The 20,944-nt window shown below is 45.3% G+C and carries 22 protein-coding genes; 10 read left to right on the top strand and 12 right to left on the bottom strand.

Features of this window, described 5'->3' with window-relative positions; translation table 11 throughout:
- Window positions 1–6: 6 nt before the first annotated feature.
- The 3 genes from DFP81_RS12235 (at window position 7) to DFP81_RS12225 (ending at window position 3,801) form a co-directional block, all read left to right on the top strand.
- Entirely contained in the window at window positions 7–1,872 is a 1,866-nt protein-coding gene (locus DFP81_RS12235) for a DUF2357 domain-containing protein (protein ID WP_115898082.1), read from the top strand.
- Between the two features lie 183 nt (window positions 1,873–2,055).
- Window positions 2,056–3,363 carry a cell envelope integrity TolA family protein gene (locus DFP81_RS12230; RefSeq protein ID WP_115898080.1) on the top strand — a complete coding sequence of 436 codons (1,308 nt, stop codon included), beginning with the start codon at window positions 2,056–2,058 and terminating at the stop codon, window positions 3,361–3,363.
- 255 nt (window positions 3,364–3,618) lie between these two features.
- Entirely contained in the window at window positions 3,619–3,801 is a 183-nt protein-coding gene (locus DFP81_RS12225; RefSeq protein ID WP_115898078.1) for a YhfG family protein, read from the top strand.
- A gap of 355 nt (window positions 3,802–4,156) precedes the next feature.
- Here the strand turns inward: DFP81_RS12225 and DFP81_RS12220 are convergent, their stop codons facing one another.
- Window positions 4,157–4,912, bottom strand: coding sequence for an SDR family NAD(P)-dependent oxidoreductase (locus tag DFP81_RS12220; protein WP_115898077.1), 756 nt, complete (start codon window positions 4,910–4,912; stop codon window positions 4,157–4,159).
- 145 nt (window positions 4,913–5,057) lie between these two features.
- Between DFP81_RS12220 and DFP81_RS12215 the strand changes: the two genes are divergently transcribed.
- A complete protein-coding gene (locus DFP81_RS12215; RefSeq protein WP_115898075.1) occupies window positions 5,058–5,969 on the top strand; it encodes a LysR family transcriptional regulator in 912 nt (303 codons plus the stop codon).
- On the opposite strand, the gene DFP81_RS12210 is transcribed toward DFP81_RS12215, so the two are convergent.
- Window positions 5,962–6,345: a septal ring lytic transglycosylase RlpA family protein gene (locus DFP81_RS12210; protein WP_115898074.1), complete on the bottom strand. Its 384-nt coding sequence runs from the start codon at window positions 6,343–6,345 to the stop codon at window positions 5,962–5,964. The two genes, DFP81_RS12215 and DFP81_RS12210, sit on opposite strands and share 8 nt — an antisense overlap.
- 284 nt (window positions 6,346–6,629) lie before the next feature.
- On the opposite strand from DFP81_RS12210, the gene DFP81_RS12205 reads away from it, so the two are divergent.
- Complete coding sequence (locus DFP81_RS12205; RefSeq protein ID WP_181903088.1) at window positions 6,630–7,712, top strand: AbrB family transcriptional regulator; 1,083 nt, start codon at window positions 6,630–6,632, stop codon at window positions 7,710–7,712.
- Between the two features lie 76 nt (window positions 7,713–7,788).
- On the opposite strand, the gene cdd is transcribed toward DFP81_RS12205, so the two are convergent.
- The 9 genes from cdd to radC all read right to left on the bottom strand — a co-directional run bounded on the left by cdd (window position 7,789) and on the right by radC (window position 15,580).
- Window positions 7,789–8,190 carry a cytidine deaminase gene (gene cdd / locus DFP81_RS12200; protein ID WP_115898072.1) on the bottom strand — a complete coding sequence of 134 codons (402 nt, stop codon included), beginning with the start codon at window positions 8,188–8,190 and terminating at the stop codon, window positions 7,789–7,791.
- Window positions 8,191–8,192: 2 nt separating this feature from the next.
- On the bottom strand, window positions 8,193–9,161 hold the full coding sequence (locus DFP81_RS12195; protein ID WP_115898070.1) for an ABC transporter permease: 969 nt from the start codon (window positions 9,159–9,161) through the stop codon (window positions 8,193–8,195).
- A 1-nt stretch (window position 9,162) separates the two neighbouring features.
- The gene (locus DFP81_RS12190) at window positions 9,163–10,269 is read right to left on the bottom strand and encodes an ABC transporter permease (RefSeq protein ID WP_115898068.1); all 1,107 of its coding nucleotides are present in this window, start codon (window positions 10,267–10,269) and stop codon (window positions 9,163–9,165) included.
- The gene (locus DFP81_RS12185) at window positions 10,266–11,822 is read right to left on the bottom strand and encodes an ABC transporter ATP-binding protein (protein ID WP_115898066.1); all 1,557 of its coding nucleotides are present in this window, start codon (window positions 11,820–11,822) and stop codon (window positions 10,266–10,268) included. Before DFP81_RS12185 ends, DFP81_RS12190 begins: the two co-directional genes overlap by 4 nt.
- A 267-nt stretch (window positions 11,823–12,089) precedes the next feature.
- The gene (locus DFP81_RS12180; RefSeq protein ID WP_115898065.1) at window positions 12,090–13,082 is read right to left on the bottom strand and encodes a BMP family lipoprotein; all 993 of its coding nucleotides are present in this window, start codon (window positions 13,080–13,082) and stop codon (window positions 12,090–12,092) included.
- A 222-nt stretch (window positions 13,083–13,304) separates the two neighbouring features.
- Complete coding sequence (gene mutM, locus DFP81_RS12175) at window positions 13,305–14,123, bottom strand: bifunctional DNA-formamidopyrimidine glycosylase/DNA-(apurinic or apyrimidinic site) lyase (protein ID WP_115898273.1); 819 nt, start codon at window positions 14,121–14,123, stop codon at window positions 13,305–13,307.
- 122 nt (window positions 14,124–14,245) lie between these two features.
- Window positions 14,246–14,416 carry a 50S ribosomal protein L33 gene (rpmG, locus tag DFP81_RS12170; protein WP_011978459.1) on the bottom strand — a complete coding sequence of 57 codons (171 nt, stop codon included), beginning with the start codon at window positions 14,414–14,416 and terminating at the stop codon, window positions 14,246–14,248.
- An 11-nt stretch (window positions 14,417–14,427) separates the two neighbouring features.
- On the bottom strand, window positions 14,428–14,664 hold the full coding sequence (gene rpmB / locus DFP81_RS12165; protein WP_115898063.1) for a 50S ribosomal protein L28: 237 nt from the start codon (window positions 14,662–14,664) through the stop codon (window positions 14,428–14,430).
- Window positions 14,665–14,905: 241 nt separating this feature from the next.
- Window positions 14,906–15,580 carry a RadC family protein gene (radC, locus tag DFP81_RS12160; RefSeq protein ID WP_115898062.1) on the bottom strand — a complete coding sequence of 225 codons (675 nt, stop codon included), beginning with the start codon at window positions 15,578–15,580 and terminating at the stop codon, window positions 14,906–14,908.
- Window positions 15,581–15,716: 136 nt separating this feature from the next.
- On the opposite strand from radC, the gene coaBC reads away from it, so the two are divergent.
- The 4 genes from coaBC (at window position 15,717) to slmA (ending at window position 19,325) form a co-directional block, all read left to right on the top strand.
- Complete coding sequence (coaBC, locus tag DFP81_RS12155) at window positions 15,717–16,940, top strand: bifunctional phosphopantothenoylcysteine decarboxylase/phosphopantothenate--cysteine ligase CoaBC (RefSeq protein ID WP_115898272.1); 1,224 nt, start codon at window positions 15,717–15,719, stop codon at window positions 16,938–16,940.
- A 28-nt stretch (window positions 16,941–16,968) separates the two neighbouring features.
- Window positions 16,969–17,427 carry a dUTP diphosphatase gene (dut, locus tag DFP81_RS12150; protein WP_115898060.1) on the top strand — a complete coding sequence of 153 codons (459 nt, stop codon included), beginning with the start codon at window positions 16,969–16,971 and terminating at the stop codon, window positions 17,425–17,427.
- A gap of 329 nt (window positions 17,428–17,756) precedes the next feature.
- Entirely contained in the window at window positions 17,757–18,665 is a 909-nt protein-coding gene (argB, locus tag DFP81_RS12145; protein ID WP_115898058.1) for an acetylglutamate kinase, read from the top strand.
- A gap of 66 nt (window positions 18,666–18,731) precedes the next feature.
- Window positions 18,732–19,325, top strand: coding sequence for a nucleoid occlusion factor SlmA (slmA, locus tag DFP81_RS12140; RefSeq protein ID WP_115898057.1), 594 nt, complete (start codon window positions 18,732–18,734; stop codon window positions 19,323–19,325).
- 46 nt (window positions 19,326–19,371) lie between these two features.
- Here the strand turns inward: slmA and pyrE are convergent, their stop codons facing one another.
- Window positions 19,372–20,025 (bottom strand): orotate phosphoribosyltransferase, encoded by a 654-nt coding sequence (gene pyrE / locus DFP81_RS12135; protein ID WP_115898271.1) that lies wholly within the window; start codon window positions 20,023–20,025, stop codon window positions 19,372–19,374.
- Window positions 20,026–20,142: 117 nt separating this feature from the next.
- Between pyrE and DFP81_RS12130 the strand changes: the two genes are divergently transcribed.
- Window positions 20,143–20,919 (top strand): exodeoxyribonuclease III, encoded by a 777-nt coding sequence (locus tag DFP81_RS12130; RefSeq protein ID WP_115898056.1) that lies wholly within the window; start codon window positions 20,143–20,145, stop codon window positions 20,917–20,919.
- The last annotated feature ends 25 nt before the right edge of the window (window positions 20,920–20,944 follow it).

Here is a 20,944-nt window from a genome sequence, read left to right as displayed (position 1 = left end):
GATGACATGAAGCTTCAATTAGAAATATTGAATGGTCACAGGCGAGGAACAGTTCAATTTCTACCTGATACTTCAGAAAATTTACTGCATGAGTTGCCGGTAGTACTGGAGAATGAAATGATCCAGTTCGAGCTGATTGTACCCGATATGTATCAATCAGCATCTCTGGAACTTTATCAACATAGTATTTCAGTTTCAGAGGTCACATATCCTTCTGAGCATCCTGGAATGATTAAGCTTACTTGGATTCCTACTACTGGTTCCTATTCTACGAATAGTAAGCTTTTCTGGAACTACTTTGGCGTGGCCGAGCTTTCTGTCATTCTAATGAATGACGCCGGAGAAATTATTGAGCTAGTTTCATTCCAACCTTTACAAGTCGCAGCATCTAAAAGCCAAGCCGAAAAAGTTGAACAGATGTTTGAGTATCTTGCTAAGGTCTCACCAGAGACACTACACTCAACTTTCAGCGCAACTCGTCATAGCGTTGGTTTTGAAGAAGGGCTTATTTCTCCAAATCATACATTTGAACGTATTGAACATGCTCTAGCAGCATTCAAAGAGCTCATACAGGGAATACTACAAAAACCATTAACCCGTCTCGTTCCAAAGCACCGTTTAAAGCCAGTAAATGGACAAGAAGATCTTGATGATTCATCTGTTGGTTGGCTACTAGAAAACCTCTCGGTTTTAGAACCGACAGACTGCCCTGATGAAGCCCATATTACTTTTGATGGTGATTATTATAAGGCTAATGTCCTAATGCTACCGGAGTTAGATGAGACTTCCGACATATATGAAAACTGGGTTATACATGGCTTTGTAGAACAATTGATACATACAGCTAAGAACCTTGGAAGCCGAATGGAATCTGAAATGGGGAGATATACCTCAGCCGCCTCTATACCCAGTGGATACGTTTCATTCTTTGAAAAGCTCACACGATTTAAATCGTTACTTATAGGAACTCAAATCAGCAAGATAGAAGAAGCTATCAAGGTACTGAAACAATTCAAGTTGTTATTAGAGCAACAACTACCAGTGAACAGATCGATTCATAGTAGGCCAATAATCACGCCTAAAACAATCAATAGACCAGCATATCAGAACCTTTTTTTAGAGATCATAAAGTGGCATGAAAAAGGTAAAGTTGATTGGACTGCATTTCAAAATCTATTCGCAATAGAAAGCATTCCAATGCTATTCGAAGCCTACACTTACTTTCGTGTTTTGGATCATGTTAATCGCTTCTTCGCACGCCAAACGATTGAGCACCCTAGCTCTGAACATCTGATATTTAAAAATACCTTTATTGATCAATTCAACAATGAAATCAAAATCGAACGTGAGCCCAACTATTGGACTATCGGGCATACTAGGCAGCATCCAGAAGCAATAGTAAACAGCGAAGCTTATACAGTCAGAGATTCATCAATTCGAAGACGAGGTCAAGGGGTAAACAGTAGACGCGCTCCAGATGTAGTGATTCAAATCAAGCGCCCTAACGGAAACATCAAACTGATTGTGATGGATGCTAAGTATAGTAGTCCCGATCGATCATTCCGTGATTACCTTCCTGCACTTACGATGAAATACCTTCATGGTATACATAGATTAGGTCAACGAGAACCATTGATTGACTCCTTAATCATTCTTCATCCAGACGATAGTGGAAAATACAGAAGCTTCCATCAGGGAGATTTCGAAATTTTTGGCTCAACTCCTGCAACGCCTTCGTTACTATGTTGTGGGATTATTCTGGGCGAGAACCGACAGTCAGATATATTAAAGGAGTTAGTTGAAAAAACCTTGGAGTTAGTAGGAGTCAAACCTATAAAACTGAGTAATATTCCATCAAAGGAGTCTGCCTAAATTAGATAGATTAGCCTTACAAATTGAGCTGAAAAGTCTAAGTATCTGAGTACTTAATTAAGACAATTGAGAGGCTTATCATGCACGAAGCATATTTAGGCCTGAGCTTAAGCCTGAGAACAAAGAACAGCATGTCTTTTTAGTAGAGTTTTAGTGTATTACTAATAGGAAACCAAGAGATTGATGAAAGCATTAGATGATATTTGGTCCTCTATTAAAGGGCACACTCAGACCAGAGTGAAGGACCCTATCATTGGAACATTTATTGTTTCATGGTGTTTTTGTAACTGGGACAAGTTAGCTCTTTTGTTTTGGGGAGCTGACAAGGTTGATCAACGTATTAAAGACCTATCAAGCAACATGTCAGTAACTTCCAACCCTAGCCTATTATGGACTGACTTAGACTTGGTAATTACCCCCGGAATAATTGCATTAGCCTACCTTTTCGCCCTGCCTTGGTTATCACTATGGGTAAAGAAGTTACAGGATAGAGCAGTTCTGCTGCAGCACTCTCATGCTATTGATCTCGATACAGAACGAGTAAATAAACAAAAAGAGCTGAACAAAGCAGTTTTTCGAGCAAACCCTGCAAAAGAATTCCTTGCAGAAGAAATCAGACTCGATCTTCAAGGCGAAAAAGAGAGGCTTGAACGTAGAAATAAAATCCAAGAGTACATCGATCAGAAGACAAAGACCACTAGAGCAGATGCTGATATAAAAGCTGCTCAAGCTGAAAAAGAGCGTTTAGACCTTGAGAGTCAGAAAAGGCAAGACGAGAGTGAAAAGCTCCGATTTAACACACAGGCCGCAGTCCAAAACGCGACGATGGCTTCTTCTCGCTTCCCTGCTGCCTACCAGTTGATGGAGATGCTCTCAACAAGCCTACGTGAAGATGACATTTTTCTCAGTCTTGATGGGCTTTCCAGATCAATAGCGTCACTATTTGGATATAGGGATGCTAAAGAAATGATGGATGATGAGAACTTCAACAATGAGAGGTTGAATGAAGTAAAGTATCTTTATCATGAGTCATCATTTCTTGCTAAAGCACTCGATCAGGTCGTCAAAAATGAAGAGTCAGATAACGTAGATCTGTCCGGCGAAATGCTTTTCGATCACCTACAGTGGATTATTGAAAGCTACCCATTTGACCTTCTATCAGAAGGTGCTCTTGCTGAGAAAATTTGTGAAAGCATCAATGAAAATAGCTTCGATATTTTAGGTAGTGACGAACTGTCCGGACCAATGGCTGAAACCGACACGGTATTTGAAGAAATTGAGTTAGGAATAGATAACTTTAATTTTGATGCCTCTTTTGAAGTCACAATGAGTGGTTACGCCAGTGGCCATCATAGAAAGGAAGCTAATATACCTGGAGTCGATTTAGACGTACAAGTTGTTGCGACTTGTTCACCATCAGTGGGCAAATTTGGCTTATTTGATTACCAATTAGAAATTAGTGGCGGACCTGTAAATTATGGGGAAGATTAACAATGAACTACTTGCGAGACCTAGACTCCCAAAGCAACGCTATTCAATCAGTCCCAGAACTTCAATGTCTTATCTGATAAAAAGTGCCGGCTCGTTGCTTTTGCTTCTTCGTAAAACACATCAAATGCCCAAAGCGTATCGTAATTATCCATGCATTCTTGCTCCTAACTTAACCATATTCTGACCAATCTAATCGTAGAAGCCATCTACCTACGAGGCTACGCTGGAACGATGAGATAGCTTCAGGAGATCAATATGAAACAAGGTTCAACACTCAGCCTAACGGCTAAACAACAAGCCTACTCAAATAAAAAAGGCGACAATTTCGTCGATAGCATGCGCTTAGAAGGCTATTCTGTAGATAAATCTTTATTTTCGCTTAGCGCAGCAGAACGCAAAGCTAAAAAAGAACAGATTTTGGCCAAATACCTAGGCTAATATAATGGTCGGCAAATATCGCGTAGGACAAGATCCGTACACCTGCCCTAACTCCAACACCCTGGTTAATAAGTTTCATATCAAAGACGAAAAACAGCTTTGTGAATTAGCAAACCCGCTTTCTACTTTGGCATTAGCGGACATCGATTTTACCCCTGCTCCGTACCGCTTCTCCCATCTATGCTCACTCCATAAAGCGCTTTTTGGAGAGCTATACAATTGGGCAGGAGAGCCTAGTTCGATTCTAATATAAAAACTTGATACAGGTTTTTGTCAGCCCGAATTTATCGAGAGAAGCACTGTGCATCAGAACTTCTCTGTTAAACGCGATCTGAGTCTCTTCTTACCAGCTAGGTTATAAAAACATCCCGCCGGACGCTTCAATACGCTGCCCGGTTATCCAGCCTGCGCCATCACTAAATAGCATAGCCACTGCCTGACCAATATCGTCGGCCTCACCGACACGTCCTAACGCGGTGACAGAAGAGACCATGTTATTCATCTGAGGGTTATCGCGCACATTACCATCACGAAAATCAGTGGCAATCGCTCCTGGAGCAAGCGTATTGACGCGAATTTGTCGCGCGGCAAATTCTTTCGCCATATAACGTGTCATCACTTCTACACCACCTTTTGCGATGGCATAAGCACTCGAGCCAGGCAAGGTAAAGCGCGCTAATCCAGACGAGACATTTAAAATATGACCGCCGTTTTTAATCAGCGGCAGCAACGCCTGCGTCATAAAATAAGGCCCTTTCACATGGACAGCCAACATGTCTTCTAACCCTTCGTAACTGGTTTCTTCTATTTTTGCTTGTATGCCGGTGCCGGCATTATTAAGCAAGTAGTCAAACTCATGACGACCGAATTCCTCTTCCAACACCCGGCTTAAAGTGTTGATAAAACTCGGAAAAGCCGCCACATCTCGCGTATCTAGAGACAAGGCATAAGCCTTTTGGCCTTTGTTTTTGATCTCAGCCACAACCGCTTCTGCGGCGTCACGGTTGTGATGATAAGTCAGCACAATATCCACACCCGCGTCGGCCAACGCCAGCGCGCTGCTTTTTCCTAACCCTCGGCTGCCGCCAGTAATAATGGCTAATTTACTCATGTCTGTTTCCTCTCTACACATTAAGTTGCTTGCGATGGTTGAGCTGAGGCGCCAAACCTTGGTGTAGGGTAAGCGAGGGATTGTGATTAATAAATCACCTAAAAGTGATATCATTGTTCGGATATAACGAACAAAAGTAGGTCGTATGGATAAGTTTGAAGCGATGCAACGTTTTGTTTTAGTCGCACAGTCAGGCAGTTTTACTAAGGCAGCGGACACCTTAGGGTTGCCCAAATCGAGTATTTCCAGCTCAGTTCAAGGCCTAGAAAAAGCACTTGGAACGCGCCTCTTACACCGCAGCACACGCAACGTGACGTTAACCCAAGATGGCGAACGTTATCTGCCACAATGCTTAGACCTGCTGGCAGAACTGGATGCCATAGACAGCCAATTCCGTCATGCGCCAGAGGATATCCGAGGGGTTTTACGGGTCGACATGCCCAGTCGCTTTGCCTCAACCATTGTGCTGCCCAATTTATCTGACTTCCTCGACAAGTACCCTAATATCCAACTCAAAATCAGCAGTGCTGATTATCGGGTTGATCTGGTTCGCGAAAGCATGGATTGTGTGGTTCGTGTTGGAGAATTAGAAGACAGTAGCCTTATCGCTAGACCACTTACCCAATACCGCACCGTGAATTGTGTGTCTCCCAGCTACGTCAAAAAATATGGCACACCAACAGCACTTAGCGACCTTTGCCAACATAAGCTGATTGATTATTCTCACACTCTTGGCCATGCAAAAGCGTATTTTGAATACATGGAAAATGGCCTAGCCAAACAATGCGTCATGCCAAGCAGCATCGCGGTCAATGGCACTGACGCCTATTTGTCCGCCTGCTTGTCAGGATTAGGAATAGCACAAATTCCGGCAATTGGTGTCGCTGATTGGCTGGCCCAAGGAGACTTGCTGCAGGTATTACCCCAATACGAAGCTGAACCTATGCCTGTCTCCCTACTGTATCCCTCTCGCCGTCAGCCAACTAAACGCCTAACGGTTTTTATGGATTGGCTAGAGTCCTTGGTCGCCTCCATGAAGGACGAAAGGCTTAATTAAGCACCCTGATTTCAACATCAATTACCCCGTGTCGAGTATTCCCAATGCGCTGGAACGCGGACTTGCTTAGATCAATAATACGCCCACGAACAAACGGACCACGGTCATTAATGCGAACAATGACGCTTTTCCCATTCGCAATATTCGTTACCTTAACCCTGCTACCAAATGGTAAGCGTTTGTGCGCTGCGGTAAGAGCATTTTGATTAAAACGTTCTCCACTGGCGGTTTGGCGGCCTTGATACTTCGCCGCATAATACGAGGCTTCTCCGGATTCCTCATAGCCAGTTGCTGCCGACTTGGTTAATGGTGCGCTCGAACAGGCGGTGAGTAATAAGGATAATACGAACCAATAGATAGGCGCGATTTTGTTCATATAATGCTCTCTTTATGGTGGGGCTCTATCCATCGCTTTAGAGCCTGTCTGAAGCTTGCGTATCTCTTTGAAAATACTAGCAAATACTATGTTTTATAAAACGAATCCTCGATAACTTTTCAGTTTCCTCGCAATCTTTTACGCTTTTCAAGCAAGCGCGGCACTCTCGCCCGCTATAGAAATGTGAATAGATTAGTGACTCCTTGTGTCCTTATCTTATTATTCTTCTATTTCAGGTATGCTTTTGGCGAGCTCTTCCCATGATTATCTTTTGGATTAGAAACATGTCATCGCCCGAGATTAAAAAAGCCACTTTAGCTAACAGGCCAATGCCTTGGCGGTTTTTCCTGCTTTTTATTCTCTCATCTGTGTTTGCCAGCTTATTGGAATATTTCCACTTGCCTGCCGCTTTACTGCTGGGCCCTATGATCGCCAGTATTTTCGTCACTATAAAGGGCGCCAAACTGGCTTTACCTAAACCACTCTTCTTGATGGCCCAAGGCACACTTGGCTGGATGATTGCCGGACACTTACCAACTAACATTTATTTAGAAATCACCCAAGAGTGGCCTCTCTTTCTGCTTGGTACTTGCTCAACCATTGTCGCCTCCAGTCTTCTAGGCTGGCTTTTAAGCCGTACAGGATTGTTACCTGGAACCACCGCTATTTGGGGGTCATCTCCTGGAGCCGCTTCGGTTATGACCATCATGTCTGAGTCCTATGGCGCCGATATGCGCTTGGTCGCCTTTATGCAATATCTGCGTGTTGCCTGTTGTGCGCTTGCGGCTATGGTGGTCGCTACCTTATTCAATGTGGAGGCCGCCAAACCGATAGATTGGTTTGCAACGAGCTCTCCTTATCATTTCATGATTACCGTTATGATGAGTGTTGTGACTGTATGGCTGGGCACCAAATTGCGCCTTCCGGGTGGCGCTATGTTGCTGTCTATTGCCGTTGGCATGCTAGTGAAGTTTTCAGGCTGGTTTCCTATCGAACTGCCCTATTGGTATCTCGCCATTAGCTTTGGCATTCTAGGCTGGGGAATCGGCTTTCGCTTTTCACCTGCCGTCTTACGCCACGCACTGCATGTTTTTCCTCATGTTTTGGGGGCCATTATTGCACTAATTGTTATTAATGGCGGCTTTGCCATGTTGCTTGTGCTCTTCGCTGATATTGACCCTCTTACTGCCTTTCTCGCAACCAGCCCAGGTGGCGCCGACTCGGTGGCCATTATTGCAGCGTCCACTCATGCCGACGTGGCGTTCGTGATGGCCATGCAAATCATGCGCTTTTTTGTCGTCTTGGTCGCAGGTCCGATGTTGGCACGTTGGCTATCGGTAAACAAACGCCTTCCAGCCGGTCATTAACAGGCATAAAAAACCACGCAAATGCGTGGTTTTTAATATCGAACTTAGTGCCAGGGCTAAGCGCTACCTGTGTTGCTTATTTGGCGAGATTCTCTGGTCCAAATGAGCAAGGCAATAACTCTTCCATAGTAAATGTACGGCGTACTTGTGAGCTGCTGCAGACATGGATGCGGGTCTGCTCTGATGCAAACTCACGGATCCGTTGGCGACAACCACCACAAGGGGTCACCAGCTCAGCGCCATTGCCCATTACATAGATATTTTTAATCTGGCTTTCACCGTCTAATACCATGGCAGCAATCGCCCCTGCTTCAGCACATGTGCCTTCAGGGTAAGAGGCATTTTCAACATTACAACCAGAGTAATAACGCCCACTGCTGGTTTCAATGGCCACACCAACCTTAAACTGAGAGTAAGGCACATAGGCCTTACTCATTGCAGCCTTAGCAAGCTCAAACGCCTGTCCATCAGCAGCCATCACTAAGCTCGCTCTTTCACATAAGGACGGCCCACGGCTTTCGGCGCCACCGCTTTACCGATAAAGCCCGCGAGTAACAAGACGGTTAACACATAAGGCAATACTTCGATCAATTGAACCGGAACTTCGCCCATGCCAGGGATCACAACCCCTTGCAAACGCACCGCTACCGCGTCTAAGAAACCAAACAACAAACAAGCGAACAACACAGGAACCGGACGCCATTTACCGAAGATCAAAGCCGCCAACGCCATGTAGCCTTTACCAGCACTCATGTCTTTTAGGAAGCCTGCGTTATGTGCAGTAGACAAATACGCGCCTGCAATACCACACAAGATGCCACATACAATCAAAGCACGGTAACGAATCCAAGCAACAGAAATACCCGCTGTGTCCACCGCGTGAGGGTTCTCACCCACAGCGCGAAGGCGTAAACCAAAGCGCGTTTTATAAATAATCCAGTAAGTCGCTGGTACCATCAAAAACGCCAAGTAAACGATGATGTTATGACCACTCAACAAATTGGAATAGATCTGTCCAATCACAGGCACATCACGTAATGCATCGGCAAAAGGCAGAGTAATTTCGGTGAAGCGTTGGTCCCCAGACAGGGTCGGCGTTTGTCCGCCCATACCAAACCAATCTAACCCCAAGGTTACGGTTAAGCCCGCCACAATGGTGTTAATAGCCACACCCGATACAATATGATCACCGCGGTGAGTGATACAAGCAAAGCCATGTATCAGTGCTAATACGATGGACGCCAGCACACCACATGCAAGGCCAATCCAAGCAGAACCAAACACCGCCGCCCCTGCTGCTGCGGCAAAAGCACTGCCTAATATTTTACCTTCCAAGCCGATATCCACGATACCAGAACGCTCAGCGTACAAACCGGCTAATGCGGCGAGAATCAAAGGAGTGGAGACACGTAAGGTGGCATCCAACATTATGATTAACGTATCAAACATATTATTTCTCCTGCGCCGCAGCTCTGCGAATAAAGAAGCCTTCGATGCGACCTTTAAACATGTGCTCTAGGGCACCACTGAACAGAATCACCAAACCTTGAATAACCACCACCACTTCAGGTGTGATAGTTGGGATCTCAAAGGCAAGCTCAGCGCCACCTTGATACAAAGCACCAAAGAGAACCGCAGCTAGAACGATACCAATTGGGTGATTACGGCCCATTAAAGACACAGCAATTCCGGCAAAACCATAACCCGCAGTAAAGTTCAGTAGTAGACTATGATTGACCCCCATGATTTCGTTAATACCAACAAAACCAGCCAAACCACCGGAAATAAGCATTACCCAAATAGTGACTTTAGCGGTATCAATCCCCGCGTATTTCGCCGCTGTCGGGTTGGTTCCTAGCGTTCTTAACTGATAGCCCCAACGGGTATGCCAAATTAATGCCCACACCAATACACAGCAAATCAGCGCCAGAATAAAGGCACCATTTAACGGCGAGTCACCGATATCAATACCTAATGGTGACAACATGTTATGCAAATAAGGCATCCAGGCATTTTCTTCGAAAGTACGGCTATTCGGTGCCATTCCTGACTTTTCTTTAAGCCAGTTCACCATCAGGTAAACCATTAAAGAAGAGGCAATAAAGTTAAACATAATGGTGGTAATTACGATGTGACTACCACGTTTTGCTTGTAGGTAAGCAGGCACATAAGCCCACGCCGCACCAAACAGTGCCGCAGCAATGATCGCCAATGGCATAATCACAATAAAGGGCATGGAATGATCAAGAGAAAGACACACCAGGCCAACCCCTAAACCACCAATGTAGGCTTGACCCTCACCACCGATGTTGAACAAACCAGCTTTAAAGGCGATCGATACGGCTAAGCCAGTAAAAATAAAGTTGGTCGCATAATACAGGGTGTAACCAACCCCTTCATCATAGCCAAACGCGCCATATACTAAGTAACCAGCGGCTTCGATTGGGTTCTGACCAATGGCAACAAACACTAAACCAGAAACTAAAAAGGCCAACACAATGTTAATAAATGGAATCAGGCCAACATTGACCCAAACAGGAACCTTAGCTTGACTCATTGCGCTGCTCCTTTTTGGTCTTCGTTGTAGGCGTTCGCCATCATCAAACCAAGAGTACGTTCATCAGCGTCTTTGGCATCAAGCTCACCGACAACCGCACCGTCAAACATCACTAGGATACGATCACTCAGTGCCATAATTTCGTCCAACTCTACCGATACCAGCAAAATTGCTTTGCCAGAATCTCGTAATTTTACAATTTGTTCATGAATGTTTTCGATGGCGCCAATGTCGACACCTCGGGTTGGTTGACCAATCAGCAACACATCAGGGTTTTGCTCTACTTCACGAGCAATAACGATTTTTTGCTGATTACCACCAGAAAAGTTGGCTGTTTTGAGGTGGGGATTCGGTGGTCGCACATCCCACGCTGCCATACGGCTATTACACTCTTCCAACATCGCTTTGCGATTCATCAGAATTTTACCGTTATAAGCATCTGAATTGTGGTAACCCAAAACCGCCGCTTCGTAGGCTTCAAAGCCTGTGACTAAGCCCATTTTATGACGATCTTCTGGCACATGAGCCATCTTCAGATCACGTAGTTCGGCGGCATTTTTCGGTGCGCTGGCAGTGATGGTTTGACCGGCGAATTGAATTTCACCTTCGTCCAGCGGCGTAATACCAGATAACACATTTAATAGCTCGCTCTGACCATTACCCGAAACGCCTGCAATCCCCAATATTTCACCAGCACGCAGCTCTAGGCTGACATCTTTCAGGCGTTTAACCCCTTGGCTATCAAGTTGAGACAGGTGCTTGGCAGACAAGAAGACCTCTGCCGGAGTCGCTTCGTCTTTGTCGACTTTTAAGCGTACTTTCTTACCCACCATCAATTCAGCCAACTCTTCTTTATCTGTGTTGGCGGTCTCGCGATGAGCGACCATTTCCCCTTGGCGCATTACTGAAACATTGGTAGTAGAAGCCAAAATTTCGCGTAACTTATGGGTAATCAATAAAACGGTCACACCTTGCTCCGTTAAAGAGCGCAAAATACGGAACAAATGATCCGCCTCTTGTGGTGTTAGAACCCCAGTAGGCTCATCCAAAATCAAAATACGAGCACCACGATACAAGGCCTTAAGAATCTCGACACGCTGCTGTAGACCGACTGGAAGTTCTTCCACAACGGCATCCACATCGATATCTAGACTGTATTCGTGAGCAAGTCGTTTCAATTCGGCTCGCGCTGCATCCATACCTTGCTGCAATAAGGCACCACCCTCGGCCCCCAACATCACGTTTTCCAATACCGTGAAGTTTTCAACCAACATAAAGTGCTGATGCACCATACCTATGCCGGCTTTAATCGCATCTTGTGAGTTGCGAATATCTACAATTTGTCCATCGACTTCTATATGGCCCGAGTCTGCCTCGTAAAAACCATAAATAATACTCATCAGAGTCGATTTACCTGCACCGTTTTCACCAATGATACCGTGAACCGTGCCGGCTGGGACTTGTAGGCAAATATCTTTGTTTGCCTGAACGGCGCCAAAGCGTTTGCTAATATCACGCAATTCAATTGCGTATGGCGTTTTATTGTTTGTCATATCTCAATAATAATTCGTCTGCTTGATGTTAAGGCGGTGAAAACACATTTTGTTCAAAATACACTCAACCTGCCTATATCGCTACCTTAGTTTGATGGCTATCAATGCCTGCTACGCAGATAAAAACTCAACAATATTAGCCAATGAAAATTAGATTATTCAGGGTCTAACAGCTGCTCATTTTTCTTTAGCAGAAACACTCTCACAGAAGCACTAAGACAAAAAAACAGCCGCCCAACAAGGTGAGCGGCTGTTTCCCGATATTATTTAGTAGTTACAAGTACTGTCTGACATGTAGTCATGTACTTTAATATCACCACTGATGATTTTGGCTTTAATGTCCGCTAATTTCGCTTCCATATCAGCACTTACTAAGCTCTTGTTGTTGTCATCTAGTGCCCAATCTACACCATCTTCAGCAAGGCCTAGCACTTGTAAACCTGGCTTCCACTCTCCTGCTGCGGCCTCTTTGAATGTGTTGTAGGCTGCTTGGTCAACACGTTTTACCATAGAGGAAAGCATGACACCTGGGTGTAAATGGTTTTGGTTAGAGTCTACCCCAATCGCATAATGCCCCGCATCGGCAGCGGCTTGGTAAACACCAATGCCTGTTCCGCCAGCGGCTGCAAAGACAACGTCAGCGCCTTGTGAGAATTGGCTTTTAGCCAGTTCAGAACCTTTAGTAGGGTCATTAAATGCTGCCCCCGTTGATCCTGTCATGTTTTGGATCACTGTGTCGTTTGGCGCGACGTATTTAACGCCTTGCTCAAAACCACAACCGAACTTACGTACCAAAGGAATATCCATACCGCCAATAAAGCCAACCGTACCGGTTTTAGACTTCATTGCCGCTAGCGCGCCCACTAGGAAAGAACCTTCGTGCTCTTTAAAGACAATTGATTCAACGTTTGGTAGATCAACCACACTGTCAATTAGAGTGAAATGAATATTAGGGAAATCTTTCGCTACTTTCTGAACAGAAGACGTCATCGTGAAGCCAACTGCAACGATTGGTGAATAACCACGTTTAGCTAAGCGGCGTAAACCCTGCTCAACCTGCGCTTCATTCTTTGGTTCAAATTCACGTACTTTGACACCACTTTCTTTTGTGTATTTCATAATGCCGTCGTATACGCCTTCGTTAAAAGACTTATCGAATTTACCGGCCTGATCGTAGACAACCGCAGGCTTGTCCGCAGCATGAGCCACACTTACAGATACAGCCAATGCTGTTACGGTCGCAAGAAAGATACCTTTCATTCCAATTCCTCTCATGTTTTTTAATGATGGCGCGCTCAATTTTTATTATGAAGCTGCCTAACTGGTCAAAAATAAACTGATTAATGTCATACCGCAATGACAACAACGTTCAGATACACGGCTTATTTCAAGCGGCACCCAAAAATACAAAAATGCGATACTAGATTAATCAAGATTCGCAAGAACAACAGCAATAAACATGCCTAAAACTTAACCAACAGGTCAAGTTTGGCATTTGCTACAATATACCGTACTTCGTTGACCTTGTCTTATTTCCTTTAATCCCGTGCCACAAACGGTACAGGCTTCATTTGCACGGCCATAAACGGCAAGCTCTTGCTTAAAATAACCAGGCTTACCATCCCCTCCGACAAAGTCTTTTAAGGTGGTGCCGCCCTGTTTTATTGCCGCTGCCAGCACTGCTTTAATGCACTCTAACAACACAGCATAGCGTGCTTTACTAATATTCCCTGCCATGCGCGTTGGGCGGATACCTGCCATAAAAAGCGCTTCATTGGCGTAGATGTTACCGACACCGACAACCACCTTGCTGTCCATAATGAAGCTTTTGATCGCAACTTTCCGACCTTTAGCCTTCTGATAAAGGTAGTCGATATTAAACGCTTCAGACAAAGGCTCTGGGCCAAGGTGCGCTAACAGCTCATGCTCTAGCCAGTCACCTTGAGTCCATAGCACAGCCCCAAAGCGGCGCGGGTCTGTATACCTCAACCAAGGCCCATCACCGGCAAAGCGAAAGTCCACATGATCATGAAACAGAGGTTCCGTTTCAGGCTCAACAAAATACAAACTCCCCGACATCCCAAGATGGATAATCAAGGTACCGGCTGCGGTATGTATACCGATGTATTTGCCCCGTCGTGTCAGGTGCGTGACCACTTGGCCTTGCATCTCAGACACTAACTCTGGCGTAATCGGCCAGCGCAACTTTGGTTGTCGCACATCAATGCGAGCTACCGTTCGCTCAACAAGATGCGGTTCTATTCCACGTAGGGTTGTTTCTACTTCTGGTAATTCAGGCATAGGGACCTCGGCAAAAATGCACGCTGAAAACAATGCTGACCAAATGTTCAATGGGTTCTACTATATAGTAGATACAAAAAAACCGACTCTAAGAGTCGGTTTCTTTTTACAAAGATCGAAAATTATTTAATTTTCGCTTCTTTGTACATAACATGCTTACGTACAACAGGATCAAACTTTTTCATTTCTAGTTTGTCTGGAGTATTACGCTTGTTCTTGTCAGTTGTGTAAAAGTGACCAGTACCAGCGGAAGATACCATGCGAATTAAATCGCGAGCGCCTTTAGAAGCCATGATTCAGATCCTTATACTTTTTCGCCGTTAGCACGAATTTCAGTAAGAACTGTTTCGATGCCTTTTTTATCGATAATACGCATACCTTTAGAAGATACACGTAAACGGATGTAACGGTTTTCACCTTCGACCCAAAAACGGTGCCAGTGAAGGTTAGGAAGAAAACGACGCTTAGTACGGCGTTTTGAGTGAGAAACGTTATTACCTGTAACAGGACGTTTCCCAGTAACTTGACATACGCGAGACATAATTAAATACCTTTTGCTATCCAGAAGATTATTGGAAGTGTGCTTCACTTCCTCAGGCGGAGCATGATTCCTTATGAATCAAAAATATCCCGTACCGAGGAATAGCGGCGCGCATTCTCCCATAAGCAGCTCTGCTGGGCAAATACTTTGTTAAAAAATGATCAACTTTTCAAAGTTAGTCACGAAATAAAGCCGATTCGTGGCGAATATAGTGCAAAAATGGGCAAAACACCTGTCGCTTTCATAACACCCCGCGCTCAGCGAGCGACACAGGTTCACCCTCCCCTATAACAAAGTGATCCAACAGACGCACATCCACAAGATCAAGAGCCTGTTTTATTCTGCCAGTGATGGAAATGTCCGCTTGGCTGGGTTCAGCCACACCACTGGGATGATTATGAGCGACGATCACCGCTGCCGCATTATATTGCAGCGCGGCCTTCACCACTTCCCGAGGATATACTGCTGCGGCATCTATGGTGCCCATAAAAAGCTCTTGATATCGAATCAAACGGTGCTGACTGTCTAAAAACAGCACGGCAAACACTTCTCTTTGGGCGTGCCTTAATTGCGCAGAAAGATACTGACGGACATGTTCTGCGCTGGTGAAAACTGTTTCTCGCTGCAATTGCTCCTGCAAATGGCGTTTAGACATTTCAAGCACCGCTTGCAGCTGGGTGTATTTGGCATCGCCCAGACCAAAGCCTTGGCAAAACTCTTCGCGACTGGCAGACAATAAGGCCCGTAGCCCACCAAATTGCAGCAACACCTGGCGCGCCAACTCCACCGCACTGACACCTTGTGTTCCGGTGCGTAAAAATATGGCCAACAACTCTGAGTCGGTTAAGACGCTGGCCCCATGCTTAATCAACTTTTCTCTAGGTCTCTCTTGTTCAGGCCAATGCTTAATACTCATGATCTACTCCTTGATCCATGTTAATCTTGGCAGCAATAAAACAGAGACATCCTGTCTCTATCATGACTATTTTAGTCGTTATTTATCGATTGGATACTTTACCTTTTCGGCCACCACTCAGATTGAGAAGTTTTCTATGTCAAAGCTCGCGCAAAAACGCATTTTATTAGGCATTACTGGCGGTATTGCGGCGTACAAAAGCATTGAGCTAGTACGCTTATTAAGCAAAGCCGGCGCTGATATACAGGTTGTGATTACAGAAGGCGCTAAAGCGTTCGTTACAGAAATGACGCTTCAAGCTGTCTCTGGGCACCCAGTACGCAGCACGCTTTTAGACCCCAATGCAGAAGCTGGCATGGGGCATATTGAGCTTGCCAAATGGGCCGACTTAATCGTGATTGCACCGGCGTCTGCTGACTTTATGGCACGCTACGCCCAAGGCATGGCCAATGATTTATTAAGCACTTTATGTCTCGCCACTGAATCGCCTGTGTTGCTTGCACCCGCCATGAACCAAGCCATGTGGAAGCACCCAGCTACCCAAACAAATGCTTCCTTACTGTCTGGCCGTGGCGTGTTAACAATTGGCCCAGCCAGTGGCGTTCAAGCTTGTGGCGATGTGGGGGCTGGGCGAATGAGTGAGCCAAGCGATATTTTTGCCGCGATCAATGACCACTTCAAAACAACGGCGAGCCCTCAAGATTTAGCCAAACAACATTGGGTTATTACCGCGGGCCCTACTATGGAAGCGATCGATCCGGTGCGCTTTATTAGCAATCACAGCTCAGGAAAAATGGGCTACGCCTTAGCACAAGCAGCCCTAGAACGTGGTGCGACCGTGACCTTAATAAGTGGCCCAGTACAATTGCCAGCACCAGCTGGAGCACACTTAATCTCGGTCAAAAGCGCCGATGACATGTTGGCCGCGTGCACAGCCGCAATGGCGCATCAAGCGGATGTTTTTATCGGCGCGGCAGCCGTTGCCGACTTTAAAATGAAGCACGCGTCTGAACAAAAAATGAAAAAGCAGGGTGACATCGACGAGCTGCAACTGACCTTGGTCAAAAACCCTGACATCATTGCCCATGTTGCCAAAAACAATCTAGCCAAATGTGTCATCGGCTTTGCGGCAGAAACCCAAAATGTGATCGAATACGCAAAAAGCAAACTAAATAAGAAAGGTCTGGATATGATTATCGCCAACGATGTCTCGCGCACCGACATTGGCTTTAATCAAGACGATAACCAAGTCTCTGTCATTACTAAAGACGCTATTTTGTCACCAGAAAAAGCCACTAAAACGGCGTTAGCCAGTGAACTAGTGAGCCTGATTGCACAACATACCCACGCCACCCATTAATATCTATTAACAAGATAAAGTGAAGATTATGAAACATGCTATTCAATTAAAAATCCTTAACGACAAAATCGGCAAGGAAATCCCATTGCCAACTTATGCAACAGAAGGCTCTGCTGGACTTGACCTACGCGCTTGCCTGGATCAAGCCATTGAACTCGCTCCTGGCGACACTACCCTGCTACCCACTGGATTGTCTATTTATATCCAGGACCCTAGTCTGGCTGCGGTGTTGTTACCGCGCTCAGGCCTAGGCCATAAGCATGGTATCGTACTGGGTAATCTTGTCGGCCTGATTGATTCAGACTACCAAGGTGAGTTGATGGTGTCTTGTTGGAACCGTGGCCATTCAACCTTTACTATCGAGCCAGGTGAGCGTGTCGCTCAACTTGTCTTAGTGCCTGTTGTTCAAGCCGAGTTTGATATCGTTACTGAGTTTGAAAGCACCGAACGTGGCGAAGGTGGCTTTGGCCACACCGGCACGAAATAAGCACGACCTCAAAAGAGAAAAGGTGAATTTTTTTCACCTTTTCTCACACTGCTTTCTAGATTCTCTCACCCTTCTTTCGAAACCGAAATTAAATTTACTTTCATAAGTCAAAAGTTCGTAATTTTCATACATTTTTTTATAGTTTATCCCCTTCGATCACGTTATTATTTCTACCCTAAGTGGTTGCTCACACTTGTCACTTGCCTTGAACCGTCATCGTTCTGACACAGCAACCTATTAACATTATTATAAAAATGGCTCTTTGCTGAGCCAGCCAGACCCTAACCAACAAATTCTGGGTTTTATCGCTTAACAGGAGTAATTTGACCGTGGCCTTTTCAGGTGAATCCGCTTTAGATGTTGCCAATGTACTCAGTGAATCTTTGCCTTATATTCAACGTTATGCAGGCAAAACACTGGTAATCAAATATGGCGGCAACGCCATGACAGATGAAAAACTTCAAGCAGGTTTTGCCCGTGACATAGTCCTTATGAAAGCCATCGGCATTAATCCTATTGTGGTTCACGGCGGCGGCCCACAAATTGGCGACATGCTTAACAAACTTAGCATCGACTCCAAATTCATTAATGGCATGCGAGTCACTGATACTGCCACTATGGATGTGGTTGAAATGGTGCTTGGCGGTCAAGTTAACAAACACATTGTAAACATGATTTCTCAGGCGGGCGGTAAAGCCATTGGTCTTACCGGCAAAGACAGCTATTTCATTCAAGCTAAGAAGCTGTTTGTGAAACACCAAGCGGAAGGCATGAGCGCGCCAGAGCAGGTAGATATTGGCCACGTAGGCGAAGTCGCAAGCATTGATACAAATGTGTTAAAAGTATTAGAGAACAGCGATTTAATCCCTGTAATTGCCCCTATCGGCGTGGACGCGGAAGGCAACTCTTACAACATCAATGCCGATTTGGTCGCAGGTAAAGTCGCAGAAGCCGTGGGCGCAGAGAAATTGATGCTGCTAACGAATATCGCAGGGGTTCAAGACAAACAAGGCAATGTCTTAACGGGCTTATCCACCGCTCAAGTTGATGGCTTAATTGCCGATGGTACTATCTACGGCGGCATGCTACCTAAAATCAGCTGTGCCTTATCGGCGGTCAATGCAGGTGTCGCGAGCGCCATTATTATCGATGGCCGTGTACCGCATGCTATTTTGCTGGAAATCTTAACCGACAAAGGCGTTGGCACCTTAATCTCCAATACAAAAGCGGCAGAATAAGCGGCTTGTAAAACACGTTTTTCAACACAACATATTAACAATAACGAGTTTGGGAACAATAGATAGATGAGCAACAAAAAAAGCGATCGTCGAACACAGATACTACAGGCGCTGGCTCAAATGCTAGAAAGCAGCCCTGGCGCGCGTATCACGACTGCCGCATTGGCGAAACAAGTCGGTGTATCAGAAGCCGCTTTGTACCGTCATTTCCCAAGCAAGGCAAAAATGTTTGAAGGCCTAATCGAGTTTATTGAAGAGTCATTGTTTTCACGTATTCATCGTATCGTACAAGAAGAAAGTGATGTCTTGGCTCGCATTGAAATGATTGTCACCTTGGTATTGGGCTTTTCTAGCCAAAACCCTGGCATGTGTCGCCTGCTTACTGCTGATGCCTTGGCAGGTGAAACAGAAAGATTACGAGCCCGTATTGCACAACTTTTCGATCGCATCGAAACCCAGCTAAAGCAAGTTATGCGTGAAGCTGACTTGAAACAAGGTTTGCGTCCCGTAATGGGAGTGGCGCCTTGTGCCAATTTTTTACTGGCCATAATTGAGGGTAAAATTCGTCATTATGTGCGCAGTGAATTTAAAGTAAAACCAACAGAAGCGTGGTCTGAACAATGGACAGCATTAGCTAAAACACTAATGCTTAACCGCTAGTACTGGGAGCAAACGCTCCCTAGCACTATGTCCCAGTAAGGCTCGATTAGGATTCGATCCCATACTGTTGACGGTACGCTTTAACAGCATCAAGATGCTCAGCAAACTCAGGCGTTGCTTGTTCTGCTAAGTAGGTCATGATGTCATTAAGAGAAACAATACTGACCACTGGCATAGCGAAGTCACGTTCGACTTCTTGGATTGCAGATAGCTCGCCTTGACCACGTTCTTGACGATCTAGGGCAATCAGCACGCCAGCCGGAACGGCTTTTGCTTGTTGAATAATAGCCATGACTTCTCGAATGGCAGTACCCGCGGTAATAACGTCATCAATGATCATGACTTTACCGGCCAAAGGTGCACCCACAAGAGAACCACCTTCACCGTGCGCTTTTGCTTCTTTGCGGTTGAAAACATAAGGTGTGTCCACATCATGGTGATCGAACAACGCCACCGCGGTTGTGGTTGCTAACGGAATGCCCTTATAAGCAGGGCCAAACAGAACATCAAATGGAACATTAGCTTCCATTAATGCGGCCGCATAAAAGCGACCTAACTTTGCTAATGCTTGCCCTGAATTAAATAAGCCTGCATTAAAGAAGTAAGGGCTTACACGGCCAGATTTGAGTGTAAACTCGCCAAAACGCAATACATTTTGCTCAATGGCGAACTCGATAAATTCTCTTTGGTAAGGTTTCATGCCGACTCCAGACAGATTTTTTAAAATAGAACAAAGCGCCGCCAAGAACGAGCGAAGCCATGCCAACATTGGATAGGCGCTAATATAACACACGGCTAGGAATTGTAGGGACCAGAAATGAAGGTCATCAGCCTTAATGTAAACGGTATAAGACAAGCAGCCGATCGCGGCTTTTTCGAGTGGATGGTTCGTCAGGACCCTGATGTTGTCTGCCTGCAAGATATTCAAGCAGACGAACGCAGCCTGAATGACAGCGTCTTCTTTCCACCTGGCTACAACACTTACTTTTTTGACTCATTGGAAGATCCAGAGCAAGCAGGTGTGGCCATTTATTGCAAGACGATGCCTAAAGCAATTATGACAGGCATGGGTTTTCCTGAATGCGACTTTGAAGGGCGCTTTATTCAAGCTGACTTCGATAAGGTCAGTATTGGTGCTTTCTTAACGCCACATGGGTCAAACCATGAAAACGAGCTACAAGAACACAAATACCGCTTTATGGAAGGTTTTAAAAACCACCTAATCAAAACGCGTCGCAAACGTCGTGAGTTTATTTTTTGTGGAACCGCCAATGTCGCGCGTTCGCCAATTGACGTAAGCAGCTGGTTTGTTAATCAGCGTAATTCCGGCTTCTTAGCTGAAGAGCGCAAGTGGATTAACGAAATCTTTAATGAGCTTGAATACGTTGATGCTTTTCGTCAGGTGAACAAACAAGACAAGCAATACACTTGGTGGCCGGATTATGAACGCGCTTGGAAACTGGATGAAGGTGGACGTTTGGATTACCAAATTACCACGCCAGGCATCAAGCACCTAGTACAAGGCGGCAGTGTCTACAAAGGCCAGCGCTTCTCTGACCATGCGCCATTGATCATGGAATACAACATCGACTGATTTGCCTAGCCTTTGGCGCGCACAA

Source organism: Marinomonas pollencensis (assembly GCF_003387375.1).
In the GTDB taxonomy this organism is placed as follows: Bacteria; Pseudomonadota; Gammaproteobacteria; order Pseudomonadales; family Marinomonadaceae; genus Marinomonas; species Marinomonas pollencensis.
The sequence above is the reverse complement of the archived record's forward strand: the minus strand, read 5'-3'. Positions and strand labels throughout refer to the sequence as shown.

What these genes read in the sequence shown, in the direction of transcription:
- DFP81_RS12235 (WP_115898082.1), top strand. Translation starts at nt 7, where the DNA reads ATGAAGCTTCAATTAGAAATATTGAATGGTCACAGGCGAGGAACAGTT.
- DFP81_RS12230 (WP_115898080.1), top strand. Translation starts at nt 2,056, where the DNA reads ATGAAAGCATTAGATGATATTTGGTCCTCTATTAAAGGGCACACTCAG.
- DFP81_RS12225 (WP_115898078.1), top strand. Translation starts at nt 3,619, where the DNA reads ATGAAACAAGGTTCAACACTCAGCCTAACGGCTAAACAACAAGCCTAC.
- DFP81_RS12220 (WP_115898077.1), bottom strand. Translation starts at nt 4,912, where the DNA reads ATGAGTAAATTAGCCATTATTACTGGCGGCAGCCGAGGGTTAGGAAAA.
- DFP81_RS12215 (WP_115898075.1), top strand. Translation starts at nt 5,058, where the DNA reads ATGGATAAGTTTGAAGCGATGCAACGTTTTGTTTTAGTCGCACAGTCA.
- DFP81_RS12210 (WP_115898074.1), bottom strand. Translation starts at nt 6,345, where the DNA reads ATGAACAAAATCGCGCCTATCTATTGGTTCGTATTATCCTTATTACTC.
- DFP81_RS12205 (WP_181903088.1), top strand. Translation starts at nt 6,630, where the DNA reads ATGTCATCGCCCGAGATTAAAAAAGCCACTTTAGCTAACAGGCCAATG.
- cdd (WP_115898072.1), bottom strand. Translation starts at nt 8,190, where the DNA reads ATGGCTGCTGATGGACAGGCGTTTGAGCTTGCTAAGGCTGCAATGAGT.
- DFP81_RS12195 (WP_115898070.1), bottom strand. Translation starts at nt 9,161, where the DNA reads ATGTTTGATACGTTAATCATAATGTTGGATGCCACCTTACGTGTCTCC.
- DFP81_RS12190 (WP_115898068.1), bottom strand. Translation starts at nt 10,269, where the DNA reads ATGAGTCAAGCTAAGGTTCCTGTTTGGGTCAATGTTGGCCTGATTCCA.
- DFP81_RS12185 (WP_115898066.1), bottom strand. Translation starts at nt 11,822, where the DNA reads ATGACAAACAATAAAACGCCATACGCAATTGAATTGCGTGATATTAGC.
- DFP81_RS12180 (WP_115898065.1), bottom strand. Translation starts at nt 13,082, where the DNA reads ATGAAAGGTATCTTTCTTGCGACCGTAACAGCATTGGCTGTATCTGTA.
- mutM (WP_115898273.1), bottom strand. Translation starts at nt 14,123, where the DNA reads ATGCCTGAATTACCAGAAGTAGAAACAACCCTACGTGGAATAGAACCG.
- rpmG (WP_011978459.1), bottom strand. Translation starts at nt 14,416, where the DNA reads ATGGCTTCTAAAGGCGCTCGCGATTTAATTCGCATGGTATCTTCCGCT.
- rpmB (WP_115898063.1), bottom strand. Translation starts at nt 14,664, where the DNA reads ATGTCTCGCGTATGTCAAGTTACTGGGAAACGTCCTGTTACAGGTAAT.
- radC (WP_115898062.1), bottom strand. Translation starts at nt 15,580, where the DNA reads ATGAGTATTAAGCATTGGCCTGAACAAGAGAGACCTAGAGAAAAGTTG.
- coaBC (WP_115898272.1), top strand. Translation starts at nt 15,717, where the DNA reads ATGTCAAAGCTCGCGCAAAAACGCATTTTATTAGGCATTACTGGCGGT.
- dut (WP_115898060.1), top strand. Translation starts at nt 16,969, where the DNA reads ATGAAACATGCTATTCAATTAAAAATCCTTAACGACAAAATCGGCAAG.
- slmA (WP_115898057.1), top strand. Translation starts at nt 18,732, where the DNA reads ATGAGCAACAAAAAAAGCGATCGTCGAACACAGATACTACAGGCGCTG.
- pyrE (WP_115898271.1), bottom strand. Translation starts at nt 20,025, where the DNA reads ATGAAACCTTACCAAAGAGAATTTATCGAGTTCGCCATTGAGCAAAAT.
- DFP81_RS12130 (WP_115898056.1), top strand. Translation starts at nt 20,143, where the DNA reads ATGAAGGTCATCAGCCTTAATGTAAACGGTATAAGACAAGCAGCCGAT.